The organism is Tsukamurella sp. USMM236 (assembly GCF_037148755.1).
GTDB lineage: Bacteria > Actinomycetota > Actinomycetes > Mycobacteriales > Mycobacteriaceae > Tsukamurella.
In genome coordinates this window covers 445,511-471,070 of sequence record NZ_JBBCSS010000004.1, presented here as the reverse complement: position 1 = coordinate 471,070, position 25,560 = coordinate 445,511, and the positions used below count along the sequence as shown (strand labels likewise).

General features: G+C 68.9%; 37 protein-coding genes. 28 read left to right on the top strand and 9 right to left on the bottom strand.

Features of this window, described 5'->3' with window-relative positions; all coding sequences use genetic code 11:
• Positions 1–94: 94 nt before the first annotated feature.
• From WFK95_RS16440 to WFK95_RS16400, 9 genes are all read left to right on the top strand, one after another.
• Positions 95–307 (top strand): type II toxin-antitoxin system VapB family antitoxin, encoded by a 213-nt coding sequence (locus WFK95_RS16440; RefSeq protein WP_224650090.1) that lies wholly within the window; start codon positions 95–97, stop codon positions 305–307.
• On the top strand, positions 304–717 hold the full coding sequence (locus WFK95_RS16435) for a PIN domain-containing protein (RefSeq protein WP_224650092.1): 414 nt from the start codon (positions 304–306) through the stop codon (positions 715–717). The genes WFK95_RS16440 and WFK95_RS16435 overlap by 4 nt, the downstream gene beginning before the upstream one ends.
• A gap of 202 nt (positions 718–919) precedes the next feature.
• Positions 920–1,288, top strand: a complete 369-nt coding sequence (rplN, locus tag WFK95_RS16430; protein ID WP_013128004.1) for a 50S ribosomal protein L14 — start codon at positions 920–922, stop codon at positions 1,286–1,288.
• A 1-nt stretch (position 1,289) separates the two neighbouring features.
• Positions 1,290–1,595 (top strand): 50S ribosomal protein L24, encoded by a 306-nt coding sequence (rplX, locus tag WFK95_RS16425; protein ID WP_068522658.1) that lies wholly within the window; start codon positions 1,290–1,292, stop codon positions 1,593–1,595.
• 1 nt (position 1,596) lies between these two features.
• Positions 1,597–2,160 (top strand): 50S ribosomal protein L5, encoded by a 564-nt coding sequence (gene rplE / locus WFK95_RS16420; protein WP_013128002.1) that lies wholly within the window; start codon positions 1,597–1,599, stop codon positions 2,158–2,160.
• Positions 2,161–2,163: 3 nt separating this feature from the next.
• On the top strand, positions 2,164–2,349 hold the full coding sequence (locus tag WFK95_RS16415; protein WP_224650095.1) for a type Z 30S ribosomal protein S14: 186 nt from the start codon (positions 2,164–2,166) through the stop codon (positions 2,347–2,349).
• A gap of 169 nt (positions 2,350–2,518) precedes the next feature.
• Positions 2,519–3,859, top strand: coding sequence for a phosphatase PAP2 family protein (locus tag WFK95_RS16410; RefSeq protein ID WP_336671270.1), 1,341 nt, complete (start codon positions 2,519–2,521; stop codon positions 3,857–3,859).
• A 30-nt stretch (positions 3,860–3,889) separates the two neighbouring features.
• On the top strand, positions 3,890–4,630 hold the full coding sequence (locus tag WFK95_RS16405; RefSeq protein WP_224650099.1) for a hypothetical protein: 741 nt from the start codon (positions 3,890–3,892) through the stop codon (positions 4,628–4,630).
• Between the two features lie 193 nt (positions 4,631–4,823).
• On the top strand, positions 4,824–5,963 hold the full coding sequence (locus tag WFK95_RS16400) for a cellulase family glycosylhydrolase (RefSeq protein ID WP_255604042.1): 1,140 nt from the start codon (positions 4,824–4,826) through the stop codon (positions 5,961–5,963).
• Positions 5,964–5,973: 10 nt separating this feature from the next.
• Here WFK95_RS16400 and WFK95_RS16395 read toward each other — a convergent pair whose 3' ends face one another.
• A complete protein-coding gene (locus WFK95_RS16395; RefSeq protein WP_336671269.1) occupies positions 5,974–7,209 on the bottom strand; it encodes a hypothetical protein in 1,236 nt (411 codons plus the stop codon).
• Between the two features lie 107 nt (positions 7,210–7,316).
• On the opposite strand from WFK95_RS16395, the gene WFK95_RS16390 reads away from it, so the two are divergent.
• Positions 7,317–7,832 (top strand): OsmC family protein, encoded by a 516-nt coding sequence (locus WFK95_RS16390; RefSeq protein ID WP_336671268.1) that lies wholly within the window; start codon positions 7,317–7,319, stop codon positions 7,830–7,832.
• Here WFK95_RS16390 and WFK95_RS16385 read toward each other — a convergent pair.
• The gene (locus tag WFK95_RS16385; RefSeq protein WP_336671267.1) at positions 7,807–8,193 is read right to left on the bottom strand and encodes a hypothetical protein; all 387 of its coding nucleotides are present in this window, start codon (positions 8,191–8,193) and stop codon (positions 7,807–7,809) included. The genes WFK95_RS16390 and WFK95_RS16385 overlap by 26 nt on opposite strands.
• A gap of 295 nt (positions 8,194–8,488) precedes the next feature.
• Between WFK95_RS16385 and rpsH the strand changes: the two genes are divergently transcribed.
• The 9 genes from rpsH (at position 8,489) to map (ending at position 14,090) form a co-directional block, all read left to right on the top strand.
• Positions 8,489–8,887 carry a 30S ribosomal protein S8 gene (rpsH, locus tag WFK95_RS16380; protein ID WP_068533016.1) on the top strand — a complete coding sequence of 133 codons (399 nt, stop codon included), beginning with the start codon at positions 8,489–8,491 and terminating at the stop codon, positions 8,885–8,887.
• Between the two features lie 14 nt (positions 8,888–8,901).
• Positions 8,902–9,441 carry a 50S ribosomal protein L6 gene (gene rplF, locus WFK95_RS16375; RefSeq protein WP_224650109.1) on the top strand — a complete coding sequence of 180 codons (540 nt, stop codon included), beginning with the start codon at positions 8,902–8,904 and terminating at the stop codon, positions 9,439–9,441.
• Between the two features lie 3 nt (positions 9,442–9,444).
• On the top strand, positions 9,445–9,849 hold the full coding sequence (gene rplR / locus WFK95_RS16370; protein WP_304941292.1) for a 50S ribosomal protein L18: 405 nt from the start codon (positions 9,445–9,447) through the stop codon (positions 9,847–9,849).
• Between the two features lie 43 nt (positions 9,850–9,892).
• Positions 9,893–10,543 carry a 30S ribosomal protein S5 gene (rpsE, locus tag WFK95_RS16365; RefSeq protein WP_224650111.1) on the top strand — a complete coding sequence of 217 codons (651 nt, stop codon included), beginning with the start codon at positions 9,893–9,895 and terminating at the stop codon, positions 10,541–10,543.
• A 3-nt stretch (positions 10,544–10,546) separates the two neighbouring features.
• Positions 10,547–10,726 (top strand): 50S ribosomal protein L30, encoded by a 180-nt coding sequence (gene rpmD / locus WFK95_RS16360; RefSeq protein WP_068522648.1) that lies wholly within the window; start codon positions 10,547–10,549, stop codon positions 10,724–10,726.
• 3 nt (positions 10,727–10,729) lie between these two features.
• The gene (gene rplO / locus WFK95_RS16355; protein WP_068573249.1) at positions 10,730–11,188 is read left to right on the top strand and encodes a 50S ribosomal protein L15; all 459 of its coding nucleotides are present in this window, start codon (positions 10,730–10,732) and stop codon (positions 11,186–11,188) included.
• A 255-nt stretch (positions 11,189–11,443) separates the two neighbouring features.
• Entirely contained in the window at positions 11,444–12,757 is a 1,314-nt protein-coding gene (gene secY / locus WFK95_RS16350; RefSeq protein WP_224650113.1) for a preprotein translocase subunit SecY, read from the top strand.
• Entirely contained in the window at positions 12,754–13,299 is a 546-nt protein-coding gene (locus WFK95_RS16345; protein WP_224650115.1) for an adenylate kinase, read from the top strand. The genes secY and WFK95_RS16345 overlap by 4 nt, the downstream gene beginning before the upstream one ends.
• A gap of 56 nt (positions 13,300–13,355) precedes the next feature.
• Complete coding sequence (map, locus tag WFK95_RS16340) at positions 13,356–14,090, top strand: type I methionyl aminopeptidase (protein ID WP_336671310.1); 735 nt, start codon at positions 13,356–13,358, stop codon at positions 14,088–14,090.
• Here map and WFK95_RS16335 read toward each other — a convergent pair.
• Entirely contained in the window at positions 14,074–15,021 is a 948-nt protein-coding gene (locus WFK95_RS16335; protein WP_336671266.1) for a tetratricopeptide repeat protein, read from the bottom strand. The two genes, map and WFK95_RS16335, sit on opposite strands and share 17 nt — an antisense overlap.
• A gap of 106 nt (positions 15,022–15,127) precedes the next feature.
• Between WFK95_RS16335 and WFK95_RS16330 the strand changes: the two genes are divergently transcribed.
• The gene (locus WFK95_RS16330) at positions 15,128–15,916 is read left to right on the top strand and encodes a MerR family transcriptional regulator (RefSeq protein ID WP_336671265.1); all 789 of its coding nucleotides are present in this window, start codon (positions 15,128–15,130) and stop codon (positions 15,914–15,916) included.
• A 69-nt stretch (positions 15,917–15,985) separates the two neighbouring features.
• A complete protein-coding gene (locus WFK95_RS16325) occupies positions 15,986–16,660 on the top strand; it encodes a hypothetical protein (RefSeq protein ID WP_336671264.1) in 675 nt (224 codons plus the stop codon).
• A gap of 24 nt (positions 16,661–16,684) precedes the next feature.
• On the opposite strand, the gene WFK95_RS16320 is transcribed toward WFK95_RS16325, so the two are convergent.
• The 5 genes from WFK95_RS16320 to WFK95_RS16300 form a co-directional block, all read right to left on the bottom strand.
• Positions 16,685–17,899, bottom strand: a complete 1,215-nt coding sequence (locus tag WFK95_RS16320) for an RNA polymerase sigma factor (RefSeq protein ID WP_336671263.1) — start codon at positions 17,897–17,899, stop codon at positions 16,685–16,687.
• Between the two features lie 5 nt (positions 17,900–17,904).
• Positions 17,905–18,297, bottom strand: coding sequence for a YciI family protein (locus WFK95_RS16315; protein WP_336671262.1), 393 nt, complete (start codon positions 18,295–18,297; stop codon positions 17,905–17,907).
• A 197-nt stretch (positions 18,298–18,494) separates the two neighbouring features.
• Positions 18,495–18,917: a PIN domain-containing protein gene (locus WFK95_RS16310; protein WP_336671261.1), complete on the bottom strand. Its 423-nt coding sequence runs from the start codon at positions 18,915–18,917 to the stop codon at positions 18,495–18,497.
• Entirely contained in the window at positions 18,914–19,153 is a 240-nt protein-coding gene (locus WFK95_RS16305) for an AbrB/MazE/SpoVT family DNA-binding domain-containing protein (protein ID WP_224650140.1), read from the bottom strand. Before WFK95_RS16305 ends, WFK95_RS16310 begins: the two co-directional genes overlap by 4 nt.
• Before the next feature lie 237 nt (positions 19,154–19,390).
• On the bottom strand, positions 19,391–20,692 hold the full coding sequence (locus WFK95_RS16300; protein WP_224650142.1) for a bifunctional o-acetylhomoserine/o-acetylserine sulfhydrylase: 1,302 nt from the start codon (positions 20,690–20,692) through the stop codon (positions 19,391–19,393).
• A gap of 60 nt (positions 20,693–20,752) precedes the next feature.
• On the opposite strand from WFK95_RS16300, the gene WFK95_RS16295 reads away from it, so the two are divergent.
• The gene (locus tag WFK95_RS16295) at positions 20,753–21,286 is read left to right on the top strand and encodes an NUDIX hydrolase (protein ID WP_224650144.1); all 534 of its coding nucleotides are present in this window, start codon (positions 20,753–20,755) and stop codon (positions 21,284–21,286) included.
• Positions 21,287–21,393: 107 nt separating this feature from the next.
• A complete protein-coding gene (infA, locus tag WFK95_RS16290; RefSeq protein WP_005140011.1) occupies positions 21,394–21,615 on the top strand; it encodes a translation initiation factor IF-1 in 222 nt (73 codons plus the stop codon).
• Between the two features lie 73 nt (positions 21,616–21,688).
• Here the strand turns inward: infA and WFK95_RS16285 are convergent, their stop codons facing one another.
• A complete protein-coding gene (locus WFK95_RS16285) occupies positions 21,689–22,426 on the bottom strand; it encodes a S1 family peptidase (protein ID WP_224650146.1) in 738 nt (245 codons plus the stop codon).
• Positions 22,427–22,687: 261 nt separating this feature from the next.
• On the opposite strand from WFK95_RS16285, the gene rpmJ reads away from it, so the two are divergent.
• The 5 genes from rpmJ to WFK95_RS16260 all read left to right on the top strand — a co-directional run bounded on the left by rpmJ (position 22,688) and on the right by WFK95_RS16260 (position 25,532).
• Positions 22,688–22,801 carry a 50S ribosomal protein L36 gene (gene rpmJ, locus WFK95_RS16280; RefSeq protein ID WP_013127970.1) on the top strand — a complete coding sequence of 38 codons (114 nt, stop codon included), beginning with the start codon at positions 22,688–22,690 and terminating at the stop codon, positions 22,799–22,801.
• 183 nt (positions 22,802–22,984) lie between these two features.
• Positions 22,985–23,356, top strand: a complete 372-nt coding sequence (gene rpsM, locus WFK95_RS16275; RefSeq protein WP_224650148.1) for a 30S ribosomal protein S13 — start codon at positions 22,985–22,987, stop codon at positions 23,354–23,356.
• Positions 23,356–23,766, top strand: coding sequence for a 30S ribosomal protein S11 (gene rpsK, locus WFK95_RS16270; protein ID WP_068522638.1), 411 nt, complete (start codon positions 23,356–23,358; stop codon positions 23,764–23,766). The genes rpsM and rpsK overlap by 1 nt, the downstream gene beginning before the upstream one ends.
• A gap of 21 nt (positions 23,767–23,787) precedes the next feature.
• A complete protein-coding gene (rpsD, locus tag WFK95_RS16265) occupies positions 23,788–24,393 on the top strand; it encodes a 30S ribosomal protein S4 (RefSeq protein WP_224650151.1) in 606 nt (201 codons plus the stop codon).
• A gap of 80 nt (positions 24,394–24,473) precedes the next feature.
• A complete protein-coding gene (locus WFK95_RS16260) occupies positions 24,474–25,532 on the top strand; it encodes a DNA-directed RNA polymerase subunit alpha (RefSeq protein WP_224650154.1) in 1,059 nt (352 codons plus the stop codon).
• The last annotated feature ends 28 nt before the right edge of the window (positions 25,533–25,560 follow it).

Here is a 25,560-nt window from a genome sequence, read left to right as displayed (position 1 = left end):
TGCCTGTCGCCCGGCGAATCCGATCCTCCGAGCGGCGAGCGCGGATCACGCCGTCTATATACTCTGATATATAGCGATCGAAAGGTGGTCTCCCATGGCTGTCACCAGCGTCGACCTCGACCCCCGACTGATCGAGCGGGCTCGGGAACTCACCGGGGAGCGCTCGAACCGCTCCGTCATCGATCTCGCCCTGCGTCGGCTCATCGCGTCGAAGCAGAAGGGGGCGATGATCGACGGCATCGCCGGGCTCGCCGGACTCCCCGATGGCCTCGGCGCGCCCGTCGTCGATCCGACCGCGACGCCGTGACGGACTACCTCGTCGACAACTCCGTCTGGACGCGGCTCGCGACCGGAGACGAGAGGATCGCGAACCGCCTGCGGCGCATAGAACGGTCACCTGCGGATCTGTTCGTGACGTGCCCGCCCCAGGTGCTCGAGTTCTGTCACAGCGCGCGAACGCCCGACGAGCACGAGCTCTATCGGGACCGGATCACGATGGGCTTCCCGCTCGAGCGTGCCCCGGACGAAGATCTCGTCCTCGATATGCAGGCCGCCCTGTGGTCGTCCGGGCTCGTCCGCGCCGCGGGCCCCGTGGACATCCTCATCGCCGCGTACGCCATCGTCAACGACGCGACCGTGCTCGCCGCCGACCACGACTTCGAGCACATCGCCCGCGTCAGCGATCTCACGCACGAGTACATCGCGCCGGCGACGTGATTCGTGATCGGCGAGATCGGGGCGGCACCGTCGGACATGATGGCCGGCGGCCGGCGCCCAACCGGGCACGATTCGACATCTACCTGCGACTTCCCCTATCATGGACGGGTTGCCCGGCGCCCTGTGGTGCCAGGCGGCTGACCACGCGTGTTCGGGTCGGAAATCCGGCGCGCATGAAAATCCAGGTCGAGGAGACTCTCTAGTGATTCAGCAGGAATCGCGGGTGCGGGTCGCCGACAACACGGGTGCTAAGGAAATCCTCTGCATCCGCGTGCTCGGTGGAAGCTCGCGCCGCTATGCCGGCATCGGTGACATCATCGTCGCCACCGTCAAGGACGCCATCCCCGGCGGCAACGTCAAGCGCGGCGAGGTCGTCAAGGCCGTCATCGTGCGGACCGCCAAGGAGCGCCGCCGTCCGGACGGTTCGTACATCAAGTTCGACGAGAACGCCGCTGTCATCATCAAGAACGACAACGACCCTCGTGGCACCCGCATCTTCGGCCCGGTCGGCCGCGAGCTGCGCGACAAGAAGTTCATGAAGATCGTTTCGCTGGCTCCGGAGGTGCTCTGACATGAAGGTGCACAAGGGCGACACCGTCATCGTGATCTCGGGCCCCGACAAGGGTGCCAAGGGCAAGGTCGTCGAGTCCTTCCCGAAGGCTGACAAGGTCCTCGTCGAGGGCGTCAACCGGATCAAGAAGCACACCAGCACGTCCGCCACCGCGCAGGGCGGGATCGAGGTCCGCGAGGCTCCGATCCACGTCTCCAACGTGATGGTCGTCGACTCGGACGGCAACCCCACCCGCGTGGGTTACCGGACCGACGAGGAGACCGGCAAGCGCGTGCGGATCTCCCGCAAGAACGGGAAGGACATCTGAGATGACCACCTCTGAGAAGACCCAGCCGCGCCTGAAGGCGCGCTACCGCGCCGAGATCAAGGACGCGCTGAACAGCGAGTTCGACTACGCCAACGTGATGCAGATCCCCGGCGTCGTCAAGGTGGTCGTGAACATGGGCGTCGGCGACGCCGCCCGTGACGCCAAGCTCATCAACGGCGCCGTCAAGGACCTCGAGCTGATCACCGGCCAGAAGCCGGAGATCCGCAAGGCCCGCAAGTCCATCGCGCAGTTCAAGCTGCGTGAGGGCATGCCGATCGGCGCGCGCGTCACCCTCCGTGGCGACCGCATGTGGGAGTTCCTCGATCGCCTCACCTCGATCGCGCTCCCCCGTATCCGCGACTTCCGCGGCCTCAACGGCAACCAGTTCGATGGCAACGGCAACTACACGTTCGGCCTGAACGAGCAGTCGATGTTCCACGAGATCGACGTGGACTCCATCGACCGCCCGCGCGGTATGGACATCACCGTCGTCACCACTGCCACCAACAATGAGGAAGGCCGCGCGCTGCTCAAGCACCTCGGCTTCCCCTTCAAGGAGAACTGAGCCATGGCAAAGAAGGCGCTGGTCAACAAGGCCAACAAGAAGCCGAAGTTCGCCGTCCGCGGCTACACCCGTTGCAACAAGTGCGGCCGTCCGCACTCGGTGTTCCGCAAGTTCGGCCTCTGCCGTATCTGCCTGCGCGAGATGGCGCACGCCGGCGAGCTCCCCGGTGTGCACAAGAGCAGCTGGTGAGTCCCACCCGAGCCTGACTCGGGACTGATTCGCGCGAGGGCGCGCACTCCGCTTCGGCGGGGTGCGCGCCCTTCGTCGTCTGCGGGAGGCGGTCGTTCCACGCGATTCGCGTCACGAAACGCGCAGCGGATTCACAGTGTTACCCGCTTGTTAACTATGCTGTCATCTCATGTTGGTGCGTGAAGACTTCGCGCTCCCGCGGGGTCCACGCGGTGAGCGTCCCCGCAGCGGGTTCCGGAACAGCCCGTGGATGTGGGCCGTGCTCGCGGTCGTCGTCTTCGTCGCCGCGATCCAGGCCGCCGCGACGGTCTACGGCCTCGCCGGCCCCGTCGAGGGCCTGGCCAAGGATTTCGTCGGCCGCCCCGTCACCGGCGAGGTGAAGATCGCGGCCCTCGCGCTCGCCCTCATGTGCATGCCCGCGCGCCTGCGCCTGCCGTTCGCCGGCGTCGTCGTCGGCACGGAGGTCCTGTTCAACGCCGAGCGCCTCGCCGCCGGTTCACCCCTGCACTTCGGCAACGGCGTGATGTGGGGCCTGGTCGCGCTGGCCGCCTACGCCGGCCTGCGGCTCACCGGCCGCGAGCAGGTGGCGGCGTTCAAGGCCGCCGGCGTCGCGGGGATCCTCATCGTCGCGAACGCCTGCTCGTCCGTGTGGCTGGGGCTCACGATGGAGGCGCTGCCGTACGTCGCCGACCACTTCGTCGAGGTCGCCGACCGCGCGCTCGGCAGCCCGTCGTGGGTGATGGGACGGTTCGTGCACGAGCACGGCTGGTACCTCGCCCTGATCACCAAGGTCTACACCTACCTGCCGGTGGGGGCCGCGGTGGTGGCGTACTTCCAGCTGCGCCGAAGCTCGACCGAGGGCTTCCCGCGGCACCACATCGTGCGGTCCTTCGTCCTCATCGGCGCGATCGGGCCCATCGTCTACTTCCTGTTCCCCGTCGTGGGTCCCGCGTACGCCTTCGGCAACGAGGTGGCCGGCGCCGGCTGGATGAACGTCTGGCCGCACGTCGTGCCCACGTCGCTTGAGCCGGTCTCCGCGTACTTCAGCCAGGCGGCGCCCCGCAACTGCATGCCCAGCCTGCACACCGCCTGGGCGACCGCGATCCTCGTGCACTCGCTGCGCGGGCCGCGCCTGCTCAAGGTGTTCGGCGTCGTCTGGTGGGTCTGCACGATCTCCGCGACGCTCGGCATCGGCGCGCATTACGGCGTCGACCTCATCGCCGGCTTCGTCTTCGCGCTGACCCTCGAGGCCGCGATGGTCCGCCCCGAGGACGGCTGGCACCCGCGCCGGATCGCCACCGTCGTGGGCGGGGCGCTCGCCTTCGTCGCGATCCTCCTGTCCATCCGCTACCTGAGCGTGCCCATGGCGCAGAGCGGCTACCTCGCCGCCGGCGCCCTCCTCGGCGCCGCCGGCGCGATGGCGGTCGCCTACGCGCGGATCGCCCGGCCCCCGTCGCCCGACGGTGCCGTCGCGCCCCGTCCGGTGGGGGAGCAGGCGCTCGCCGCCTGACGACTACGCTGTGGATCGTGGGTGATTCCGATGCGTAACACGATCATCGCGGGCGCGCTCGGCGTCGCGGCGGTCGCACTGATCGGTACCCGGTTCGTCGGCCCGATCGGGCTGCTGTTCCTGGCCGGCGCGCTGATCGTCGTCATGGTCGTGCTGCTCGCGGGCGGCGGCGACCCGGCCGCGGTGCGTCGGGACGATCCACTGCGGTTCGTCGACGTGAAGCCCGCCCCTGAGCGGCCGCGTGCGGAGCGCGCGCAACCGAAGCCGGCCCCGGCACCGTCGGGCCGGGCGCTGTGGGACCGGGCCACCGGCCGGCACGACACGGTGCTGGGGGAGTACGCGGCCTACGAGCTCGACCCCGAGATGCTGCTGCGCTTCCCCGCGATGTGGGACTTCAGCTCGCCGAAGGTGATCGCCTTCCACGACGCGCTCGAGCACGCCGGGGCGCTGCGCACCGACGAGTACCCCGGCGACGAGTCCGCCGCGGAGTACGCCGAGGCCGTCACCGACCTGCGCACCTCCTGGTACGCCGCCGATCGGTACGCCCGCAGCACCGGCTCCGACGGCCTGGCCGACGAGGACGTGCGCGACCTCGACCGCGGACTCAAGCTGTACCGCCACGCGTCGTCGAGCGTCGCCGCCGAGCGGGCCGCGTACCTGAACCAGGTGGTCAGCACCGTCGACAAGCTCGTCGACCGCGGCGTGCTCCCCGCGCCGCCCCGCTTCCGCGCCGAGCTGGAGGCCGAGGCCCGCAAGGCCATCGAGGGCTGACACCCGTTCCGAAACCGGCCGAATTCTGCGTGACGATGCGAATACGTCGTCGCGAGCCCGGAAACGGCCGGTTTCGCGACGCGCGACGGCACCCGGCCTTCACCGATCTGTGATTGTTGTTGCGTATGGTGTTGATGTGACTGCTGTGACTCGACGGGTTCTGCTGGGGACCGCCGCCGCGCTGCCGGCCGTGATGGTGGCCGCGCGCGCCGCCGCCGACCCCGGCTCCGGGACGGGGGCGGGCGGCACGGTCGGGCCGACGACCCCGGGGGCCACCACCCCGGGCGCGACGCCCGCCGGGCCGGCAGCGCGCTGGACGCCCGAGCGGGCGCAGCAGTGGCGCACGCAGAACCCATGGATGGTCGGGGCCAACTACATCAACGCCAACGCCGGGAACCAGTTCGAGATGTTCCAGGCGCAGACCTTCGACCCGAACCGGATGAACCTCGAGCTCGGCTGGGCCCGCGGCCTGGGGATGACCACCATGCGCGTCTTCCTGCAGGACCAGCTGTGGACCGCCGATCCCACCGGCTTCGTGCAGCGCCTCGACGCCTTCCTCACGATCGCGAACAACAACGGCATCAAGATCATGTTCGTGCTGTTCGACTCGTGCTGGGACCCGAACCCGAAGCCCGGCGTGCAGCGCGAGCCGACGCCCGGCGTGCACAACTCGACGTGGGTGCAGAGCCCCGGCGCCGCGGGCCTGACGAACGCCGACACCGCGGGCCTGCAGGCCTATGCGACCGGCGTGGTCAAGGCCTTCGCGAACGATCCCCGCGTGGTCGCGTGGGACGTGTGGAACGAGCCGGAGAACCTCGCCGACTCGTACCCGCTGAGCCCGCCCGACAAGGTCGCCCGCGTCGCGAAGCTGTTGCCGCAGGCCTTCGCGTGGGCCCGCGCCGGCGGGCCGACGCAACCGCTGACCTCCGGTGTCTGGGCCGACACGCGCCCCGAGATCCGCGCGATCCAGCTGGAGCAGTCCGACGTGATCAGCTTCCACAGCTACGACCCGCCGGAGAAGTTCCGCGCCATGGCCGCCGACCTCGCCAAGCAGGGGCGCCCGATGCTCCTCACCGAGTACATGGCCCGCCCGCAGGGCAGCACCATCGAGACGATCCTGCCGATCTGCAAGGAGCTCGGCATCGACGCCTACCAGTGGGGCTTCGTGGCCGGCCGCAGCCAGACCTACTACCCGTGGGACTCGTGGAAGCAGCCCTACGTCGGCGCGCGCCAGCCGCAGCAGTGGTTCCACGACCTGCTCTGGCCCGACGGCCGCGCCTACCGCGACGCCGAGGTCGCCACGGTCCGCCGCCTCACCGCCGCCCGCACGTAGACGCCGGCATCTAGTCGGTGCGCACGAAGGCGCCGTCCAGCCGGTAGTAGGCGCTCGCGTTCGAGCCCGGCCCGAGGCCGACCTCCATCACGGGCGGCGCCGTCCGGTCGGAGGTGTGGGCCCGGCTGTCCTCGTCGACCTCGATGCCCAGGGCGTGCGCGTCGATCGGCAGCACGGAGAAGCGTTGCACGAGGTCGGCTCGCGCTCGCTCGATCCCGGCGGCCGTCACGACGCGCAGCGCGAACGCCGAGCTGCTCGTCGATCGCGACGGGCTGAGGCTCACCTCGGGGAACTTGCCGACGGTCTCCTTGAGGGTGCCGGAGCGGCCGCCGCCCGAGATCCGCATCTCGACGGTGCCCTTCCCGCTGCCGACCGAGCCGACGTTCGGCGCGAAGACGCGGTACTGCAGCTCGTCGATCACCGGCTGCGCGGGATCGAGGCCGTTCGTGCGCAGCAGTCGCTCGGCGATGGGGAGGAGACCGTCGACCTTCGCGAGCGCGAGGTTGTCGGGCAGGTTTCCCGCGGCGTCGGTCTCGACGTCCACGCCCGACATGCCGAAGGTCGCGACCAGGCGCTTGTCGCCGCTTCGCCGCTCGATCTCGATGCCGTCGGACGCGTGGGGAGAGCTCCGGTCGATGCCGATCGTGTCCGCGGCCGCGGTCACCTTCGCCGCCGTCGCGGTGAGATCGAGCCCCGCGATGTCGGAGGCGCGGAAGGCGGAGTCGGCACGGTCGTTCGTGGAGTTGCGGGTCGGCTCGTACCACTTGTCGCCGCTGCGGGAGAAGTACGCGGAGACGCGTTGGCCGGTGGTGAGGTCCAGCGTCGTCACCCGGGTGGTGTTCTCGTCGATGTCGATCTCGAGGAGGGAGTCCGCGCCGCCGGGCTGGATCTCTCCGGCCTTCGCGATGGCGCGCCGGAGCTCGGTCGACGGGTCCGCCACCGGGCTCGCGGAGCCGGGCGCCACCCCTGCCCCGGCCCTGCTCGATGCCGGCGAGCCCGACCCCCGCGACTCCGTCAGCACGATCGCCGCGGGGAGGCCGGCGGAGACGATGAGGATGCCGGTGACGAACGCGGCGACCAGCCCCATTCCCGGCGGCGCGGACCGCAGCCGCCACGCGAGTACGCCCGCGACCACGACGGTCCCGATCGCCCAGGCCAGGGAGGCGGCACCGTCGGACGCGACGGCCCCGACCAGGCCCACCGTGGTGAGCACGGAGAGCAGGGCGACCGTCAGGAAGGTGGACACGCGCTCAGCGTATCGGCAGCGAATCACGCTGACCGCAACCGCTGTGCGGCCGCGGGAACGGACATATGTTCCGCGAAGGAATCAACCGTCCGAATCAGGAGTGCCCCATGACCGCATCCGCCACCGGAACGCTCGCCGCCATCATCGACGCGACCGACCAAGCCGTCACCCGCAACACCGCCAACGCGCACGTCGTCTTCGCGGCGACGGCCGTCCCGCAGGGCGCGGTCGGCAGCGTCACCACGGCGCGCCAGCACACCCTCGTGGTCGACGAGCCGCCGACGCTCGGCGGCGACGACACCGCGATCAACCCCGTCGAGGCCTACCTGGGCGCGCTGCTGTCCTGCCAGGTGGTGACCTACCGCTTCTACGCCGACAAGCTGGGCATCACCATCGACGAGCTGAAGCTCAGCGCCGAGGGTGACCTCGACGTGCGCGGCTTCTTCGGCCTCGACGAGACGGTCCGCCCGGGCTTCACCGCGGTCCGCGTCACGGTCGACATCACCGGCCCGGACACCGAGGAGCGCTACCGCGAGCTGACGGAGACCGTCGACAAGCACTGCCCGGTCCTGGACCTCACCCAGAACCCGACGCCGGTCACGACGACGCTGCGGGTGAACTGACCCGCGGACCCGTCGCGGCGAGCGCGCCGTAGAAGACCAGCAGCGACGAGGCCGCCGCGAAGTTCAGCCGCAGGTCGCGCGCGCGGATGTGCAGCCCGACGGCCGTGCAGAAGTACAGCGTCAGCATGATCGCGGTGAGCCGGGCCAGACCCGGCCACCGCGGTGCGGCCGCGAGGCCCAGCGCCGACGCGCCCTTGACCAGCGGGAAGAACCAGCGGCCACCGTCGGGCCAGCCGACGTCGTCGAGGCACTGCGCGACGTACGGGATGGGCTGGATGCAGATGGCGGCGTCCGTGGCCTGCCCGGCCGCGGCCGCCTGGTAGAGCCGGGGATCGCGGACGAGATCGTTCACCGAGGGCATGATCCTCACGCTAGGCCGCCCGGCGCCGGGGGACAAGAGCCTCCGATTCGACTCTGACCGGCACTTTCTCTACACTAGTGAGGTTGCCTGTCGTGCTTCGAGCACGGCCGGCGCACTTCCCCGAACCGGTTCGCCGGTCCGGAATCCCTGCAGTGCAACGGTATTGCAGGACGGTTTGCTTCGTAGTAGGCCCACCGTCGGACGTTCCAGGCCCGCCTTTCGCGCTGTCGAGAGCCAGGCACCAGACCGCCGGCGATGTATGGGAACCGCTGCGAGAAAGGTAGACGAATCTGTCATGACCATGACTGATCCGATCGCAGACTTCTTGACCCGTCTGCGCAACGCCAACTCGGCGTACCACGACGAGGTGACGCTCCCGCACTCGAAGATCAAGGCGAACATCGCCGAGATCCTCAAGCGTGAGGGCTACATCACCGACTTCCGTACCGAGGACGCCGAGGTCGGCAAGAACCTCGTCGTTTCGCTGAAGTACGGCCCCAGCCGTGAGCGTTCGATCGCCGGCCTGCGCCGCGTGTCGAAGCCCGGTCTGCGCGTGTACGCGAAGTCCACCAATCTGCCGAAGGTCCTGGGCGGCCTGGGCGTGGCGATCATCTCCACGTCCTCGGGCCTCCTCACGGACCGCCAGGCAGCCAAGCAGGGCGTGGGCGGCGAAGTCCTCGCTTACGTCTGGTAAGGGGACAGAAACTTATGTCGCGAATTGGTAAGCACCCCGTGGTCGTTCCCACGGGCGTCGACGTGCAGATCGCCGGCCAGGACGTCACCGTCAAGGGCCCCAAGGGCCAGCTGGCGCTGACCGTCTCCGAGCCGATCTCGGTGTCGAAGAACGATGAGGGCGCCATCGTGGTCGCCCGTCCCGACGACGAGCGGCGCAACAAGGCGCTGCACGGTCTGTCGCGGACGCTGGTCGCCAACATGGTGACGGGTGTGACTGAGGGTTACACCAAGAAGATGGAGATCTACGGCGTCGGTTACCGCGTGGCGCTCAAGGGCAAGGACCTCGAGTTCTCCCTGGGCTACAGCCACCCGGTCCCGATCGAGGCGCCCGAGGGCATCACCTTCGTGGTGGAGAGCCCGACCAAGTTCTCCGTGTCCGGCATCGACAAGCAGCAGGTCGGCCAGGTCTCGGCGGTCATCCGCAAGCTCCGTCGTCCCGACCCCTACAAGGGCAAGGGCGTGCGGTACGAGGGTGAGCAGATCCGTCGCAAGGTCGGAAAGACGGGTAAGTAACTCATGGCAACTCAGACTGAGAACAAGAAGCGCATCCCGATGGGCAAGGACGTCTCGACGCGCCGTCGTACGTCGAAGGCCCGTCGTCACTTCCGCCTGCGCAAGAAGATCGAGGGCACCGCGGTCCGTCCGCGGCTCGCGGTCAAGCGCTCGAGCCGGCACATCCACGTCCAGCTGATCGACGACCTCAAGGGCCACACGCTGGCCGCGGCGTCGACGCTGGAGGCGGACGTCAAGGCTGCGGGCGGCGACAAGTCGGCCCAGGCCAAGAAGGTCGGCGAGCTCATCGCGGCCCGTGCCAAGGCTGCCGGCGTGGACGCCGTCGTGTTCGACCGTGGTGGCAACAAGTACCACGGCCGGATCGCCGCGCTCGCGGACGCCGCTCGCGAAGGCGGGCTGACGTTCTGATGACTCGTACCAGCATGTTTTCCACCGAACGAAAGGCAGCCTGATGCCCGGACGTCAGCGTCGTGACGGCGGCAGCAACGGCCCCGCCGGAAACAACGGTCCCGATAACAACAGCAACGACCGCCGCGGCGGCCGTGGTGGCCGCGACCGCGATCAGCGTGGTGGCCGCGAGGCCGAGAAGAGCCAGTTCATCGAGAAGGTCGTCACCATCAACCGCGTCTCGAAGGTCGTGAAGGGTGGTCGTCGCTTCAGCTTCACCGCCCTCGTGATCGTCGGTGACGGCCAGGGCATGGTCGGTGTCGGCTACGGCAAGGCCAAGGAAGTTCCTGCGGCCATCCAGAAGGGCGTCGAGGAGGCTCGGAAGAACTTCTTCCGCGTCCCCATGATCGGCAACACCATCGTGCACCCGGTGCAGGGTGAGGCCGCGGCCGGCGTCGTGCTGCTGCGTCCCGCCAGCCCGGGTACCGGTGTCATCGCCGGTGGCGCCGTGCGTCCCGTGCTCGAGGCGGCCGGCGTCCACGACGTCATCGCCAAGAGCCTCGGCTCGGACAACGCCATCAACGTGGTGCACGCGACCGTGGCCGCTCTCAAGGAGCTGCAGCGTCCCGAGGAGGTCGCGGCTCGTCGCGGCCTGCCCATCGAGGACGTGGCCCCGGCCGGCATGCTCCGCGCCCGTGCAGGTCAGGGAGCGTAAGTCATGGCAGAGCTGAAGATCACCCAGGTGCGAGGCCTCGTCGGGCTCAAGCAGAACCAGCGCGACAGCCTGCGCACCCTGGGCCTCAAGGGCATCCGCAAGTCGGTCGTCCGTGAGGACACCCCCGTCAACCGCGGCCTGATCCAGGTCGTATCGCATCTCGTGGAAGTGGAGGAGGTGTAAGCAATGGCTATCAAGCTGCACGATCTCCGTCCCGCGAAGGGCGCGAAGACGGCCAAGACCCGCGTGGGTCGCGGTGAGGGCTCCAAGGGTAAGACCGCCGGTCGCGGCACCAAGGGCACCAAGGCGCGCAAGAACGTCCCCGTGAACTTCGAGGGCGGCCAGATGCCGCTGCACATGCGGCTGCCGAAGCTCAAGGGCTTCAAGAACCGCAACCGTGTCGAGTACCAGGTGGTGAACGTCGGCGACATCGCTCGCCTGTTCCCGCAGGGCGGCACCATCGGCATCGACGAGCTCGTCGCCGCCGGTGCGGTTCGCAAGAACCGTGTCGTCAAGGTGCTGGGCGACGGCGAGATCAGCGTCAAGGTGGACGTGACGGCGACCAAGGTCACCGGCGCCGCCAAGGCGAAGATCGAGGCCGCCGGTGGTTCGACCACCGAGCTCAAGCCCTCGGCCGAGGCCTAGTCCTCGCGCTCGAAACGTGGACGCCGCGGTAGGCGCCGGTCACCGGTGCCTACCGCGGCTCTCGTTTCACTGCACGACGGTGCCGGTTGTCTCCTGCCGGCCGGTACCCACCGTGAACAGCCGTGATGAGTACGGCTGTTAGAGTTCATACGTTTGCAGGATTACCCATGAGGACGTCCTGCTCCGCCGCGTGCGGAGCAGATGTCCACGAGCGTGGGGCGGCCCGTCCGGGCCGCCCGGCTGCCAGGAGGATGTGTGCTTTCGGCCCTAGTCCCGATCTTCCGGACCCCGGAGTTGCGGCGGAAGATCCTGATCGTCCTGGGCATCCTCGTGCTCTACCGGCTCGGCGCCACGTTGCCGTCGCCCGGTGTGAACTTCGGAACCATCACCGAGTGCGTCGACAAGGCCACGAGCGGCGACAGCGGTCAGGTCTACTCGCTGATCAACATGTTCTCCGGCGGCGCGCTGCTGCAGCTGTCGGTGTTCGCGATCGGCATCATGCCGTACATCACCGCGTCGATCATCATCCAGCTGTTGATGGTGGTCATCCCGCGCTTCGAGACGCTCCGTAAGGAGGGTCAGGCCGGCCAGGCGAAGATCACGCAGTACACCCGCTACCTCACGGTGGCGCTGGCGCTGCTGCAGGCGACCGCGATCGTCGCGATGGCCTCGCGCGGCAATCTGCTGCCCGACTGCCCCGGCATCCTCGCCGACAACGGCATCTTCTCGCTGACCGTCATCGTCGCCACCATGACCGCCGGCGCGATCCTGGTCATGTGGTTCGGTGAGCTGATCACCGAGCGCGGCATCGGAAACGGCATGTCGCTGCTCATCTTCGCCGGCATCGCCTCGCGCCTGCCCGCCGACGGCCAGCAGATCCTGCAGAGCCAGGGCGGCCTCGCCTTCGGCCTCGTCTGCTTCGCGGTCTTCCTGATCCTCGTCGCCGTCGTCTTCGTCGAGCAGGGGCAGCGCCGCATCCCGGTGCAGTACGCCAAGCGCATGGTCGGCCGCAAGATGTACGGCGGCTCGTCGACCTACCTGCCGCTCAAGGTGAACACCGCCGGCGTCATCCCGGTCATCTTCGCCTCGTCGCTGCTGTACCTGCCGCAGCTGGTCATCCAGCTCGTCGCGAGTGATTCGACCGCGGGCTGGGTGCAGTGGATCCAGACCAACCTGGTGAACCCCGGCAGCACCTGGCACATCGTGATCTACTTCGCGCTGATCATCTTCTTCACGTACTTCTACGTCGCGATCACCTTCAACCCGGAGGAGCGCGCCGACGAGATGAAGAAGTTCGGCGGCTTCATCCCGGGCATCCGTCCCGGCAAGCCGACGGCCGACTACCTGAACTACGTCCTGCAGCGCATCACGCTGCCCGGCTCGCTGTACCTCGGCATCATCGCGATCCTCCCGAACCTCTTCATCGAACTCACCGGTAGCGGCTCGAACATGAGTAATCTGCCGTTCGGCGGCACGATGGTCCTCATCATCGTGGTCGTGGCGCTCGATACCACGAAGCAGATCGAGAGTCAGTTGATGCAACGTAACTACGAAGGATTCCTCAAGTGAGACTCGTTATTCTGGGCCCTCCCGGCGCCGGCAAGGGCACGCAGGCGGAGCGGCTGTCGGAGAAGTACGGCATTCCGCACATCTCGACGGGCGACCTGTTCCGCGCGAACATCAGCGAGGGCACCGCGCTGGGCGTCGAGGCCAAGAAGTACATGGACGCCGGCGAGCTCGTCCCGTCGTCGGTCACCGTCGACATGGTGCGTTCGCGCCTGGCGGAGCCCGACGCGAAGAACGGCTTCATCCTCGACGGCTTCCCGCGCGCCACCGACCAGGCGGACGCGCTGGGTGAGATCCTCGCCGAGGGCGGCCAGAAGCTCGACGCCGTGGTCTCCTTCGAGGTCCCCGAGGACACCGTCGTCGAGCGCATGCTCGCCCGCGGCCGCGCGGACGACACCGAAGAGGTCATCCGTAATCGCCTGCACGTGTACGAGAACCAGACCGCGCCGCTGCTCGCCTACTACGGCGACTTCGTCACGCACATCGACGCCGTCGGCACCGTCGACGAGGTCCTCGGCCGCGTGACCGCGCAGCTCGACAAGTGAGTCGTTTCCGCCGTAAGAAGACCGTGCCCTTCCGCTCCGCGGGAGAGCTCGACGCGATGGCCGCCGCGGGCGCCGTCGTGGGCCGCGCGCTCGTCGCGGTCCGCGACGCCGCCCGCGTCGGCGTTTCCACCCTCGAACTCGACGAGGTCGCCGAGACGGTGATCCGCGAGGCCGGCGGGGTCCCGTCCTTCAAGGGCTACCACGGCTTCCCGGGCTCGATCTGCTCCTCGGTGAACGAGGTCGTGGTGCACGGCATCCCGGATCGCTCGACGGTGCTGGCCCTCGGCGACCTGGTCTCCATCGACTGCGGTGCGATCCTCGACGGCTGGCACGGCGACTCCGCGTGGACCTTCGGCGTGGGCGAGCTGTCCAAGGCGGACGAGGACCTCTCCGAGGCCACGCGCCTCGCGATGGAGGCCGGCATCGCCGCCATGCTCGACGGCAACCGCCTCACCGACGTCTCGCACGCCATCGAGACCGCCACGTACGCGCAGTCGGCGCGGCTGGGCCGCGAGTTCGCGATCGTCGACGGTTACGGCGGCCACGGCATCGGCCGCGAGATGCACATGGAGCCCTTCCTCGCCAACGAGGGCGACCCGGGCAAGGGCCCGCACCTCGTCGTCGGCTCCACCCTCGCGATCGAGCCGATGCTCACCCTGGGCACCCCCGACACCTCCGTCCTCGCCGACGACTGGACCGTCGTCACGGACGACGGTGCGCGGTCCGCGCACTGGGAGCACACCGTCGCCGTCACCGCCGACGGTCCGCGCATTCTCACTCCACGGCCGTAGAGGGTCGCAAAGGGATCCAGATCAAGTCCATCCGATCGAGCCGATCCTGGACAACGTCCTCGCCTAGTACGCGAACAGCCGCCCAGAGGTGCGCGTTCGCCGCAAGGGGCTGGGGGTGGCCAACGTCGCCACGGAGCAGCATGACGCCAGCGGAGAAGGATGCCTCGCCGTGTGGAACGGGAGTCGACGATGCTGCCTTGAGGTACCAGTTGAGCGACTGCTCCGGATCCCTGGGCAAGCCGCGGTCCCCCACCCCGTAGAACGCTCCGAAATTGTGCATCGCGCGAACGCTGCCGAGCTCGGCGGCACGCTCTAACCATCGGATTCCAAGATCGTCGTTGCGTTCCACGCCGCACTCCCCAGTCAGGAAGTACAGCGCCAGCTGGAATGCGGCATCCGCATCGTTGCGATCGGCTGCCTCGCGGAAGTACTCCATCGCCGCCTCGAGGTTGCGCGAGACTCCGAATCCTTCCTGCGTCAGTAGCCCCTGCATGAAGAGTGCGCCTGTCTGGCTCGGATCCTGGTCGGTGATGCTCCTTAGACGGGCCCATGCCTCGCTGGCGAGATCTGTCCGACCTGAATGGTAGATCGTGTCGACAACCATGATGGATCCATCCCGGTGGCCGAGAGTGTCGGCCCGACGGAACGCGTCCAAGGCGTTGTCGATGTGCCTCTCTATCAGTCTCGACCTCCACGTCCCGCCAGCCCGATAGAGCGTGCCCAGTTCGATGAAGGCATCGGACATGCCGCGCGCTCCGGAGGTTTCGAGAGCCTCGATCAGCTTCTCGCCAGCGTCCGCTGCGACGGCGGAGGCCAGCTCCGGAACTTCCGCCGATTCTGCCGAGAACTCCATTGCGGCGTTCAGAAGAGAAGTCGGATCGGTGTCCGGTGTGCCGAGGAGCGAAAGCAAGTTCGAATAGCTAGTGGACATGGGTATAGGTTACTGGCCTGAAGATCACGGAGCCGAAGCATGTTGGTGCGTTGTTCTACGAGAATGGCTTGACCCTCACGCCGCGTAAGGGAACAAGGTGGTGGATGTGAACGAACGGAAGCCCTTCCACACGGTCGGCGCCATCGCGCGGATGACCGGGGTCAGCGTCCGCACGTTGCACCACTACGACGAGATCGGGCTGGTCCCGCCGTCGGCGCGCACCAGCGCCGGCTACCGGGCCTACTCGGACGACGACGTCGAGCGGCTGCACCGCGTGCTGACCTACCGGGAGCTGGGCTTCCCGCTCGAGCAGATAGCGACCCTGCTCGACGATCCGTCGGCCGACGCCATGGCCCACCTGGAGGCGCAGCACAAGCTGCTCTCCGAGCGGATCGACCGTTTGCACCGGATGGTCGCGGCTGTGGAGGACATGATGAACAGCAAGAAGCGGGGGATCACCCTCACCGCCGAGGAGCAGACCGAGATCTTCGGCGCCGACTGGCTCGGCGAGGGCTACGCCGACGAGGCGGAGCAGCGCTGGGGCGACACCGACGCGTGGAAGCAGAGCGCCGAGCGCACCGCGAAGCTGAGCAAGGACGACTGGAAGCAGCTCAAGGCCGAGGGCGACGCCCTCGAGGCCGCGCTCGCCGACGGCCTGGCCCGCGGCGTCGCGCCCGGCTCGCCCGAGGCGAACGAGCTCGCCGAGCGGCACCGCGCCGGGATCGACCGCTGGTACGACTGCGACCACGCGATGCAGGTGTGCGTGGCGCAGATGTACGTGACCGATCACCGGTTCATGAAGCACTACGAGGACATCGCGCCGGGCCTCGCCCAGTACGTGGTCGACATCGTGACTGCGAACGCCGAGCAGCAGAAGAGCGCGGAGCAGCAGTAGCCGGACGGGCACGGCGGATCGTCTTCGAACGACGCCGTGCCCGTGCGTCGCGGTACGTACGCTGGTGACGTGGACCAGCTGGTGGAACTCGTCAAGGACTACTGGTGGCTCGTCTTCGTGCTCGGCGGCAGTACGAAGGGCCTGTCGGTCTGGTATGAGCGTCGCGCGGCGCGCCGCCTGGAGAAGTACCGCATCAAGCAGGAGACCAAGGTGGCCCTCGCGACGGCGAAGGGCATGGGCCGGGTCGACGCGGCGCAGGTCCAGCGGGAGCTCGAGCGCGCCGTCGCCGCCCACGACGGCGTCGACACGCGCTGGTTCGGCTACGAGACGGACCTCGCCACCATCCTGGACTTCCCGATGATGGTGGACATGCGGGAGCCGCTGACCGTCGACTTCCACAAGGCCAAGCGTCGCGCCGACCTGCTCCGCCCGGATTCGCCCGACGAGGCGTCCGCGTCGGACGTCGAGCAGTACCGCGACGCGGTGCACGCGTACGCCGGCGCGTTCGACGTCGCGGAGCAGGAGGCGAAACGCCGCCGCCGCGGCGACTTCTCGCCGCCGGAGCAGGAGCGCCTCGCCAAGGCGCAGCGGCTGCTCGCCGTCGCGCTCGACTCCTCCGCGACCGGCCCGGAACGCCAGCAGGCGTATCAGCGCGCGCGGGCGGAGCTCGACGGCCTCATCGACCTGCCGCGATCCGCCACCGTCGCCCTGGAGAACCAGGTCCGCGCGGCCCTGGAGCGCTGAGCACCCGGCCCTCGGGCGTCGGCGTCATGCACCGAGGTCGCCCAGCCGCCGGTTGAGGTACCGCTGTTCGGGGAGGCTCGCCGTGCGCGCCGCCGCGATGCGGTACGCCGCGGCCGCGTCGTCGGTGCGGCCCGCCAGCTCGAACAGGTGCGCTCGGGCGGCGGGGAGCCGGTGTCCGTCGCGCAGCGCGCGGTCGTCGTCCAGGCGGGCGAGCAGCGCGAGGCCCGCCTCCGGCCCGTACGCCATCCCCACCGCGACAGCGTGATTGAGCGCGACGGTGGCCGACGGCGCGACCCGCTCGAGCATGCGGTACAGGACGACGATCTGCGCCCAGTCCGTGTCGTCGTAGGTGTCGGCCTCCGCGTGCACCGCTGCGATCGCGGCCTGCAGAGCGAAGGTGCCCACATGGCCGCGGGGGAGCAGCTCCTCGAGGATCGCCACGCCCTCGGCGATCGCGTCGCGCCGCCAGCGCGAGCGATCCTGCTCGGCGAGGGGGACGAGGTCCCCGCGGTCGTCCACGCGGGCCGGCGCTCGCGCGTCGGTGAGCAGCATGAGCGCGAGGGCGCCGGCCGCCTCGTCGTGGTCGGGGAAGGCCGCGACCATCCGCCGGGTCAGGCGCAGCGCCTCCGCCGTCAGCTCGTCGTCCAGCAGGTCGGTTCCGGAGCTGCGGGTGTACCCGGCCGTGAACATCAGGTGGCACACGTCCAGGGCGGCGGCCACGCGACCGGGGAGTTCCGCGCCGGACGGCACGGGGAAGGTCGCGCCGGCGTCCCGCAGGGCGGCCCGGGCGCGGGTCAGCCGCTGCGTCATCGTCCGGGGAGGTACGAGGTACACGGCGGCGATGCGCTCCACGCCGAGTCCGGCCACGGCGCGCAGGGCCAGCGCGACCTGGGAGGGCCGGCTCAGCGCCGGGTGGGCGCAGAGCAGCAGGAGGTCGACGGTGTCGTCGGCCGACGAGACCTCGGCGGCGGTCGCTCGTCGTGCGTCGGCCTCCTCGCGACGGGTGCGGGCGGCCTCCGACCGCCATCGATCGATGAGGCGCCGCTGCGCCACGCGGATCAACCACCCGCGCGGATCGTGCGGCGTCCCGTCGCGCGGCCACTGCCGGACCGCGGCCTCGGCGGCCTCCTGCGCCGCGTCCTCGCACGCCGCGAGATCGGCGCGGACGCGGAGGAGCGCGGCCAGGACGTGCGGCGACTCGCGCCGCCACACGTCCTCGAAGGCGTCGCCGGCGGGCACGGCGCTCAGGATTCGTCGCCGCCCGGGACCATGACCGGGCGCAGCTCGACGGTCTCGCCGGGGCCGGAGAACTGCGCGGCCACGGCTTCGGCCCGCTGCCGGTCCTCCACGTCGATCAGGAAGAAGCCCGCGAGGTGCTCCTTCGTCTCGGAGTACGGCCCGTCGACCGCGAGGGGCGCGTCGTCGTGCCAGCGGTACAGGCGCGACGAGACGGGATCGCCGAGCGCCTCGCCCCCGACGAGCTCGCCGCGCTCGTCCAGCTCGGTGAGGAGCCGCTCGAAGTCGGCGTCCATCCGTGCCTTCACGGCGGGGTCGAGGTCGCGGTACTCGGGCAGGAAGTCCCCGGTGGGGTGTCCCCAGGGCTGGGGATTGGAGTGGATCAGGATGACGTACTTCACGGCTCGCTCCTCTCGGCGTATCGCGCCGGATGCGCGGTACGAGGGGACGTCGAAGCCAGGATGGCCGATGTCGACACGACGTGGCCGGCGAATCCGTCAGGTGCGTTGGTCTGGAGGCAGCATCGACGTGCCGGGATCCGCCACCGTGGCCCTGGAGATCCAGGTCCGGGCTGCGCTGGAGCGGCGAGCGAGATCGATCACGAAGCGATGAGGATCGTGGTCACGCCGATGGCGTTGTAGGTGCCGCGAGCGCGGCCGTCCCGTGTCGCGAGCACTGCGCCGTTGTCGAGGGCGGCGAAGGCGACGAGTGCGTCGTACACCTGTCCACCCGCGATGTTCGTCTCCACACAGCGGTGGTGGACCTCAGCTCCTGCCGCCGGTGGGAGCGCGAACTTCTCGGGAAAACTGTCGTCGATCAATCGGGCAGCGTCGTCGGGCGTCAGGCGATGTTCGCCGGGCAACCGGGTGAGAACCGAGTAGGTCTCGGCGAGCGCACGCCCGCTCAGCGCGAGCCGCTTACCCTTCGCCCAGGCGGCGACGGCGGCATGGTGGTCGTGCTCCGCGAACAGAAGTGCAACGGCTACGGACGTGTCCACTGCGATAGCGACGTCGTCGGTCATTTGCGCCCGGCGTCGATCAGGGCGAAAACCACCTCGTCGGTGAGGGGGCCGCCGCCCACCGCGACGAGGCGACCGTCTTCGTCCCGCTCCAGCCGGGCCGTACGACCACCGGGAGTGATCTGAACTCCGCTGCCGTACCAGGAGATGTCGACCACCGAGCCAGGCGTGATGCCGAGGGCGTCGCGAAGCTGTTTCGGGACGAGTATCCGGCCCACGGAATCCACTGTTGCTTCCATGGGGCCAAGTTACCAGGCGCATCCCAATCGAATCCCAGTGAAATCCCTGTCCGGATCGGACAGAATCCGAGAGCGCTCAGACGATGGCACCCCCGAGTCCGTGACTCGGGGGTGCCATCGAGGAGAACCTGATCTCAGGTACAGCCGCGCTGCACGGCCGCGGTCCAGGCGTCGTCGTCCTGGAGGGCGGAACGGACCGCCCGTCGCAACCACCGCAGCGCGCGCATCGCAGGCTCCCTAGGACGCGTTCGCCGCGGCCTTGAGGCCGAGCTGCAGGTCGGTGAGGATGTCGTCGATGTGCTCGATGCCCACGGCCAGGCGCACCAGGCCCGGCGTGACGCCGGCCTCGAGCTGCTCCTGCTCGGTGAGCTGCGAGTGCGTGGTCGACGCGGGGTGGATCACCAGCGACCGCACGTCGCCGATGTTCGCGACGTGGCTGTGCAGCTCCAGGGCGTCGACGAAGGTCTTGCCCGCGGGCACGCCGCCGGCCAGCTCGAAGGCGACGATGGCGCCGGCGCCCTTGGGCAGCAGTTCCTTCGCGCGGTCGTAGTACGGCGACGAGGGGAGGCCGGCGTAGATCACGGAGGTCACGCCCTCCTGGCCGGAGAGGTACTCGGCGACCTTCTGCGCGTTCTCGACGTGCCGCTCCACGCGCAGGCTCAGCGTCTCGATGCCCTGCGAGAGCAGGAAGGCGTTGAACGGCGAGATCGCGGGGCCCAGGTCGCGCAGCAGCTGCACGCGGGCCTTGAGCGCGAAGGCGGGCGCGCCGAGGTCGGCGAAGACGACGCCGTGGTACGACGGGTCCGGGGTGGTGAAGTTCGGGTGCCGGCCCTGCGTCCAGTCGAAGTTGCCGCCGTCGACGATGACGCCGCCGATCGCGGAGCCGTGGCCGCCGAGGTACTTGGTGGCCGAGTGCACGACGATGTCGGCGCCGTGCTGGAGCGGGTTCAGCAGGTACGGGGTCGCGACGGTGTTGTCGACGATGAGCGGCAGACCGTTCTCGTGGGCCACACCGGAGACGCCGGCGATGTCGAGCACGTGGCCGCGCGGGTTCGAGATGGTCTCGGCGAAGAAGGCGCGGGTGTTGGGGCGGACGGCGGCGCGCCACTGCTCCAGGTCGTCCGGGTTCTCGACGAAGGTGACCTCGATGCCCAGCTTGGCGAGGGTGTAGTGCAGCAGGTTGTACGTGCCGCCGTACAGGTAGGGCGAGCTGACGAGGTGGTCGCCCGACTCGGCGACGTTGAGGATCGCGAGCGTCTCGGCCGCCTGGCCCGAGGCCACGAGCAGCGCGGCGACGCCGCCCTCGAGCGCGGCGATCCGCTGCTCGACCGCGTCCTGCGTCGGGTTCATGATGCGGGTGTAGATGTTGCCCGGCTCGGCCAGCCCGAACAGCGCCGCGGCGTGATCGGTGTTGTTGAACGTGTACGACGTGGTCTGGTAGATCGGCAGCGCACGCGCGTTGGTGGCCCCGTCGGGCGCCTGCCCGGCGTGGATCTGCGTGGTCTCGAAATGCCAGTTCGGGCTGTCCGGATTGCTCATGGCCCCGATACAAGTGCACGCGCGGTGCGGTGTCCAGGGTTTGGCTCATACTGTGGAGAAATGACGGACGAGATCGTGGCGCTCTACGACGACGCCGGGCGCCCCGCGGGGGCGGCGCCGCGGTCGCGGGTGCGCGCCGAGAACCTGCGGCACGGCACCACCGGCGTCCTCGTCTTCGACTCCGCCGGCCGGATCTACGTGCACCGCCGCACGCCGATCAAGGACGTCTACCCGGGGCTGCGCGACTTCACGGCGGGCGGGGTGCTCCTGGCGGGGGAGTCGCCGGACGACGGTGCCGCGCGCGAGGCCTTCGAGGAGCTCGGGGTGCACGGGGTGGAGCTGCGGCCCGTCGGCGTGCGGGCCTACGAGGATCCCCGTACCCGGTTCGTGTGCTTCCAGTACGTCTGCACGTACGACGGGGTGGTCGTGCACCAGCCCGAGGAGGTGGAGAGCGGCGCGTGGACGACGCCGGACGATCTGCTCGCGGCGGTCGCCGCGGACCCCGCCGACTTCGTTCCCGACTCGGTCGAACTCGCGTTGCACCTCGTCAAGGCCGGGGGCGGTTCCGGGCAGGATTCGTCGGACGAGTCCTGAGCGCGTAGAATAGGTGGGTAGCGCGGCGTTCGGCCGCATGCCCGTCTGTTCAGGAGGGGCACAGGTCGCACACGGCGTCCGCTGAAGACAACAGGATCGTGGAGGGTATGGCGAAGAAGGACGGAGCCATCGAGGTGGAGGGCCGCGTCGTCGAGCCGCTCCCCAACGCAATGTTTCGCATCGAGCTGGAGAACGGGCACAAGGTGCTCGCCCACATCAGCGGCAAGATGCGGCAGCACTACATTCGTATTCTGCCCGAGGACCGGGTCGTCGTGGAGCTCTCTCCGTACGACCTGACGCGCGGGCGCATCGTCTACCGGTACAAGTGACCGCGTAGCGCGCAGCACGAACAGACGAGAAAGACCCACCCCGCGGGGTGGGTCTTCTTCGTGTTCGGGGTGGCTAGACCGCCAGGCGCAGGCCGCCGGCCTGGGCGAGGACGAAGCCCAGGTCCCAGTAGTCGGAGACCTCGGAGCCGTCGGAACCGGGCTCGGCCGAGCCGGTGGCGTGGATGCCGAGGGCGGCACCGTCGGACAGGCGGATCAGCGACGCGCCGCTGTCGCCCGAGCGCAGCTTGAGGTCGGTGCGGAAGCGGTTGGCGGTGAGGTCGGTGACGGTGCCGCAGACCCAGCCGCTGGTGCGGCCCTGGCTGCAGACCTTGTCGCCGATCCGGGCCTTGCCGAGCGAGCGCGGCGCGGCCTTGCCGAGGCGGTTGACGAGCGGCACGCCCTGCTTGAAGGAGACGGTGCCCCAGTCGGGGTGCGAGATGTTGGTCGAGACCTCGCGGCCGTCGATCGTCTTGGTGGGCGGGTTCGAGGACTTCTCGATCTTGCCGACGGAGATGAGCGCGCGGGCCTGGCCGGGCGCGGGGACGGTGACCTCCTGGCCGGCCTTGCCGCAGTGCCCGGCGGTGACGCCGACGCGGCGGCCGTCGGGGGTGGTGGCGAGCACGCCGAGGGTGCACGCGGCGACCTCGATGCCGTCGGCCGTCTCCTTCTGCACGATGTCGATCTCGGAGCCGGGGCCCACGACGACGCGCGGGGCGGCCGTCGCGGGGGCGGCGGAGACCAGGAGGGAGGCCGCGACGCCGACGGCGGCGGTGGCGGCGACGCCCAGGCGGCGGGAGAGGGACAGAGGCATCGCGGGTCCTTTTCGATCGAGGATCAGATCAAGGGAATTTAGAGTGGCGAATAGTGCATCACCGGTCGTTCCTGAGGCTAGCATGAGAGCTTCCTCGCGCGCGGTGCTCGCGCGCCGTTCGCGGCTGATTTGGGGCCGACGGGCGCGAAGCGTACACTGGATCATCGCGTGCGTGCGCGGCTTCGTCGTGCGTGCCGTGGCACCCCTCCGGCTACCGGTGGCGGTGCGGAAAAACACTGAGAACAACTGGATAGGACTGACGTGAAGGTCAACCCCAGCGTCAAGCCGATCTGCGAGAAGTGCAAGGTGATCCGCCGTAACGGTCGGGTCATGGTGATCTGCGACAACCTGCGCCACAAGCAGCGTCAGGGCTAGATCAGTGCGCTTCGAGCGGTTCGCCGCTTGAACACACGATGACCTCTCCGCACCAGCAGGGGCAGACGAGCCCCTGTGCACCCCCGGCTCGGAGGCCGGGGCCTCGGCCGGCGTGAAAGCGCCGGAACCACCGAGGACGGACGGGGAGCAGACCTCCGACTTAGAAGAAGGAAACCGCCAAGAATGGCACGTCTTATGGGTGTCGACCTCCCGCGCGAGAAGCGCATGGAGATCGCACTGACCTACATCTACGGCATCGGCCGTACCCGCGCGACTGAGATTCTCACCGAGACCGGTGTGAGCCCGGATCTGCGCAGCAAGGACCTCAGCGACGAGGACCTGACCAAGCTCCGTGACTTCATCGAGGGCACGGACTACAAGGTCGAGGGTGACCTGCGCCGCGAGGTGCAGGCCGACATCCGTCGCAAGATCGAGATCCAGTGCTACCAGGGCATCCGCCACCGTCGTGGCCTGCCCGTGCGTGGCCAGCGCACCAAGACCAACGCTCGCACCCGTAAGGGTCCGAAGAAGACCATCGCCGGAAAGAAGAAGTAATGCCTCCGAAGTCGCGCGCCACGGGCGCGAAGAAGGGCGTTTCGCGTCGTCGCGAAAAGAAGAACGTCCCGCACGGCCACGCTCACATCAAGAGCACGTTCAACAACACGATCGTCTCGATCACGGACCCCAGTGGCAACGTGATCAGCTGGGCCTCCTCGGGCCACGTCGGCTTCAAGGGCTCGCGCAAGAGCACCCCGTTCGCCGCGCAGCTCGCCGCCGAGAACGCTGCCCGCAAGGCGCAGGAGAACGGCGTCAAGAAGGTCGACGTCTTCGTCAAGGGCCCGGGTTCGGGCCGCGAGACCGCAATCCGCTCGCTGCAGGCCGCCGGCCTCGAGGTGGGCACCATTTCCGACGTGACGCCGCAGCCGCACAACGGCTGCCGTCCGCCCAAGCGGCGTCGGGTCTAGGGAAGGTAGGAGAGAGAAACCATGGCTCGTTATACCGGCCCTGTCACCCGTAAGTCCCGTCGTCTGGGCGTCGACCTCGTCGGCGGTTCCGAGGCGTTCGAGCGTCGTCCTTACCCGCCCGGCCAGCACGGCCGCGCGCGGATCAAGGAGTCCGAGTACCTGCTGCAGCTCAAGGAGAAGCAGAAGGCCCGCTTCATGTACGGCGTGATGGAGAAGCAGTTCTCGCGCTACTACAAGGAGGCCAAGGCCGCCACCGGCAAGACCGGTGACGCCCTGCTGCAGATCCTCGAGACCCGCCTCGACAACGTCGTCTACCGCGCCGGTCTGACGCGTACCCGTCGTCAGGCCCGCCAGCTCGTGACCCACGGTCACTTCACGGTGAACGGCGTCCGCGTCGACGTTCCCTCGTACCGCGTCTCGCAGTACGACATCATCGACGTCCGCCCGAAGTCGCTCGGCACCACGCCGTTCCAGATCGCGCGTGAGACCCTCGGCGAGCGCACCGCTCCGGCGTGGCTCCAGGTGGTCCCGTCGTCCCTGCGCATCCTCGTGCACCGCGTGCCCGAGCGTGAGCAGATCGTCGTGCCCTTCCAGGAGCAGCTCATCGTCGAGTACTACTCGAAGTAAGTAGTACGGGCCGCCGGTAGATCGCCGGCGGCCCTCTACGGGCGTCAAATAGCGGACGCCCAGAGAGAAGGAAATACTCAATGCTCATCTCGCAGCGACCCACCCTCAGCGAAGAGGTCATCTCCGAGGCGCGCTCGAAGTTCATCATCGAGCCGCTGGAGCCCGGCTTCGGCTACACGCTGGGCAACTCGCTCCGCCGCACGCTGCTGTCGTCCATCCCGGGCGCGGCCGTGACCAGCATCCGCATCGACGGCGTGCTGCACGAGTTCACCACGGTCCCCGGTGTGAAGGAGGACGTCACCGACGTCATCCTGAACCTCAAGGGCCTGGTCGTCTCGTCGGAGGACGACGAGCCGGTCACCATGTACGTGCGCAAGCAGGGTCCGGGCGCCGTCACCGCGGGCGACATCGTTCCCCCGGCGTCGGTCACCGTCCACAACCCCGACCTGCACATCGCCACCCTGAACGACAAGGGCAAGCTCGAGATCGAGCTCGTCGTCGAGCGGGGCCGCGGCTACGTGCCGGCCGTGCAGAACAAGGCGTCGGGCGCCGAGATCGGCCGCATCCCGGTCGACTCGATCTACTCGCCCGTGCTGAAGGTGACCTACAAGGTCGAGGCCACCCGTGTCGAGCAGCGCACCGACTTCGATCGTCTGATCCTGGACGTCGAGACCAAGAACTCGATGACCGCGCGTGACGCGCTGGCGTCGGCGGGCAAGACCCTGGTCGAGCTGTTCGGGCTCGCCCGGGAGCTCAACGTCGAGGCCGAGGGCATCGAGATCGGCCCGTCGCCAGCCGAGGCCGACCACATCGCGGCGTTCTCGCTGCCGATCGAGGACCTCGACCTGACGGTGCGCTCGTACAACTGCCTCAAGCGCGAGGGTGTGCACACCGTGGGCGAGCTCGTGGCCCGCACCGAGTCCGATCTTCTCGACATCCGCAACTTCGGTCAGAAGTCGATCGACGAGGTCAAGGTCAAGCTGCACGCGCTGGGTCTGGCCCTCAAGGACAGCCCCGCGTCGTTCGATCCGTCGCAGGTCGACGGGTACGACCCAGCCACCGGTACCTGGAGCGACGAGCCGTCGTTCTCGGGCGACGCCGATGGCGACCAGGATTACGCCGAGACCGAGCAGCTCTGAGCTGAACAGCTCTTAACCACCCACAGGA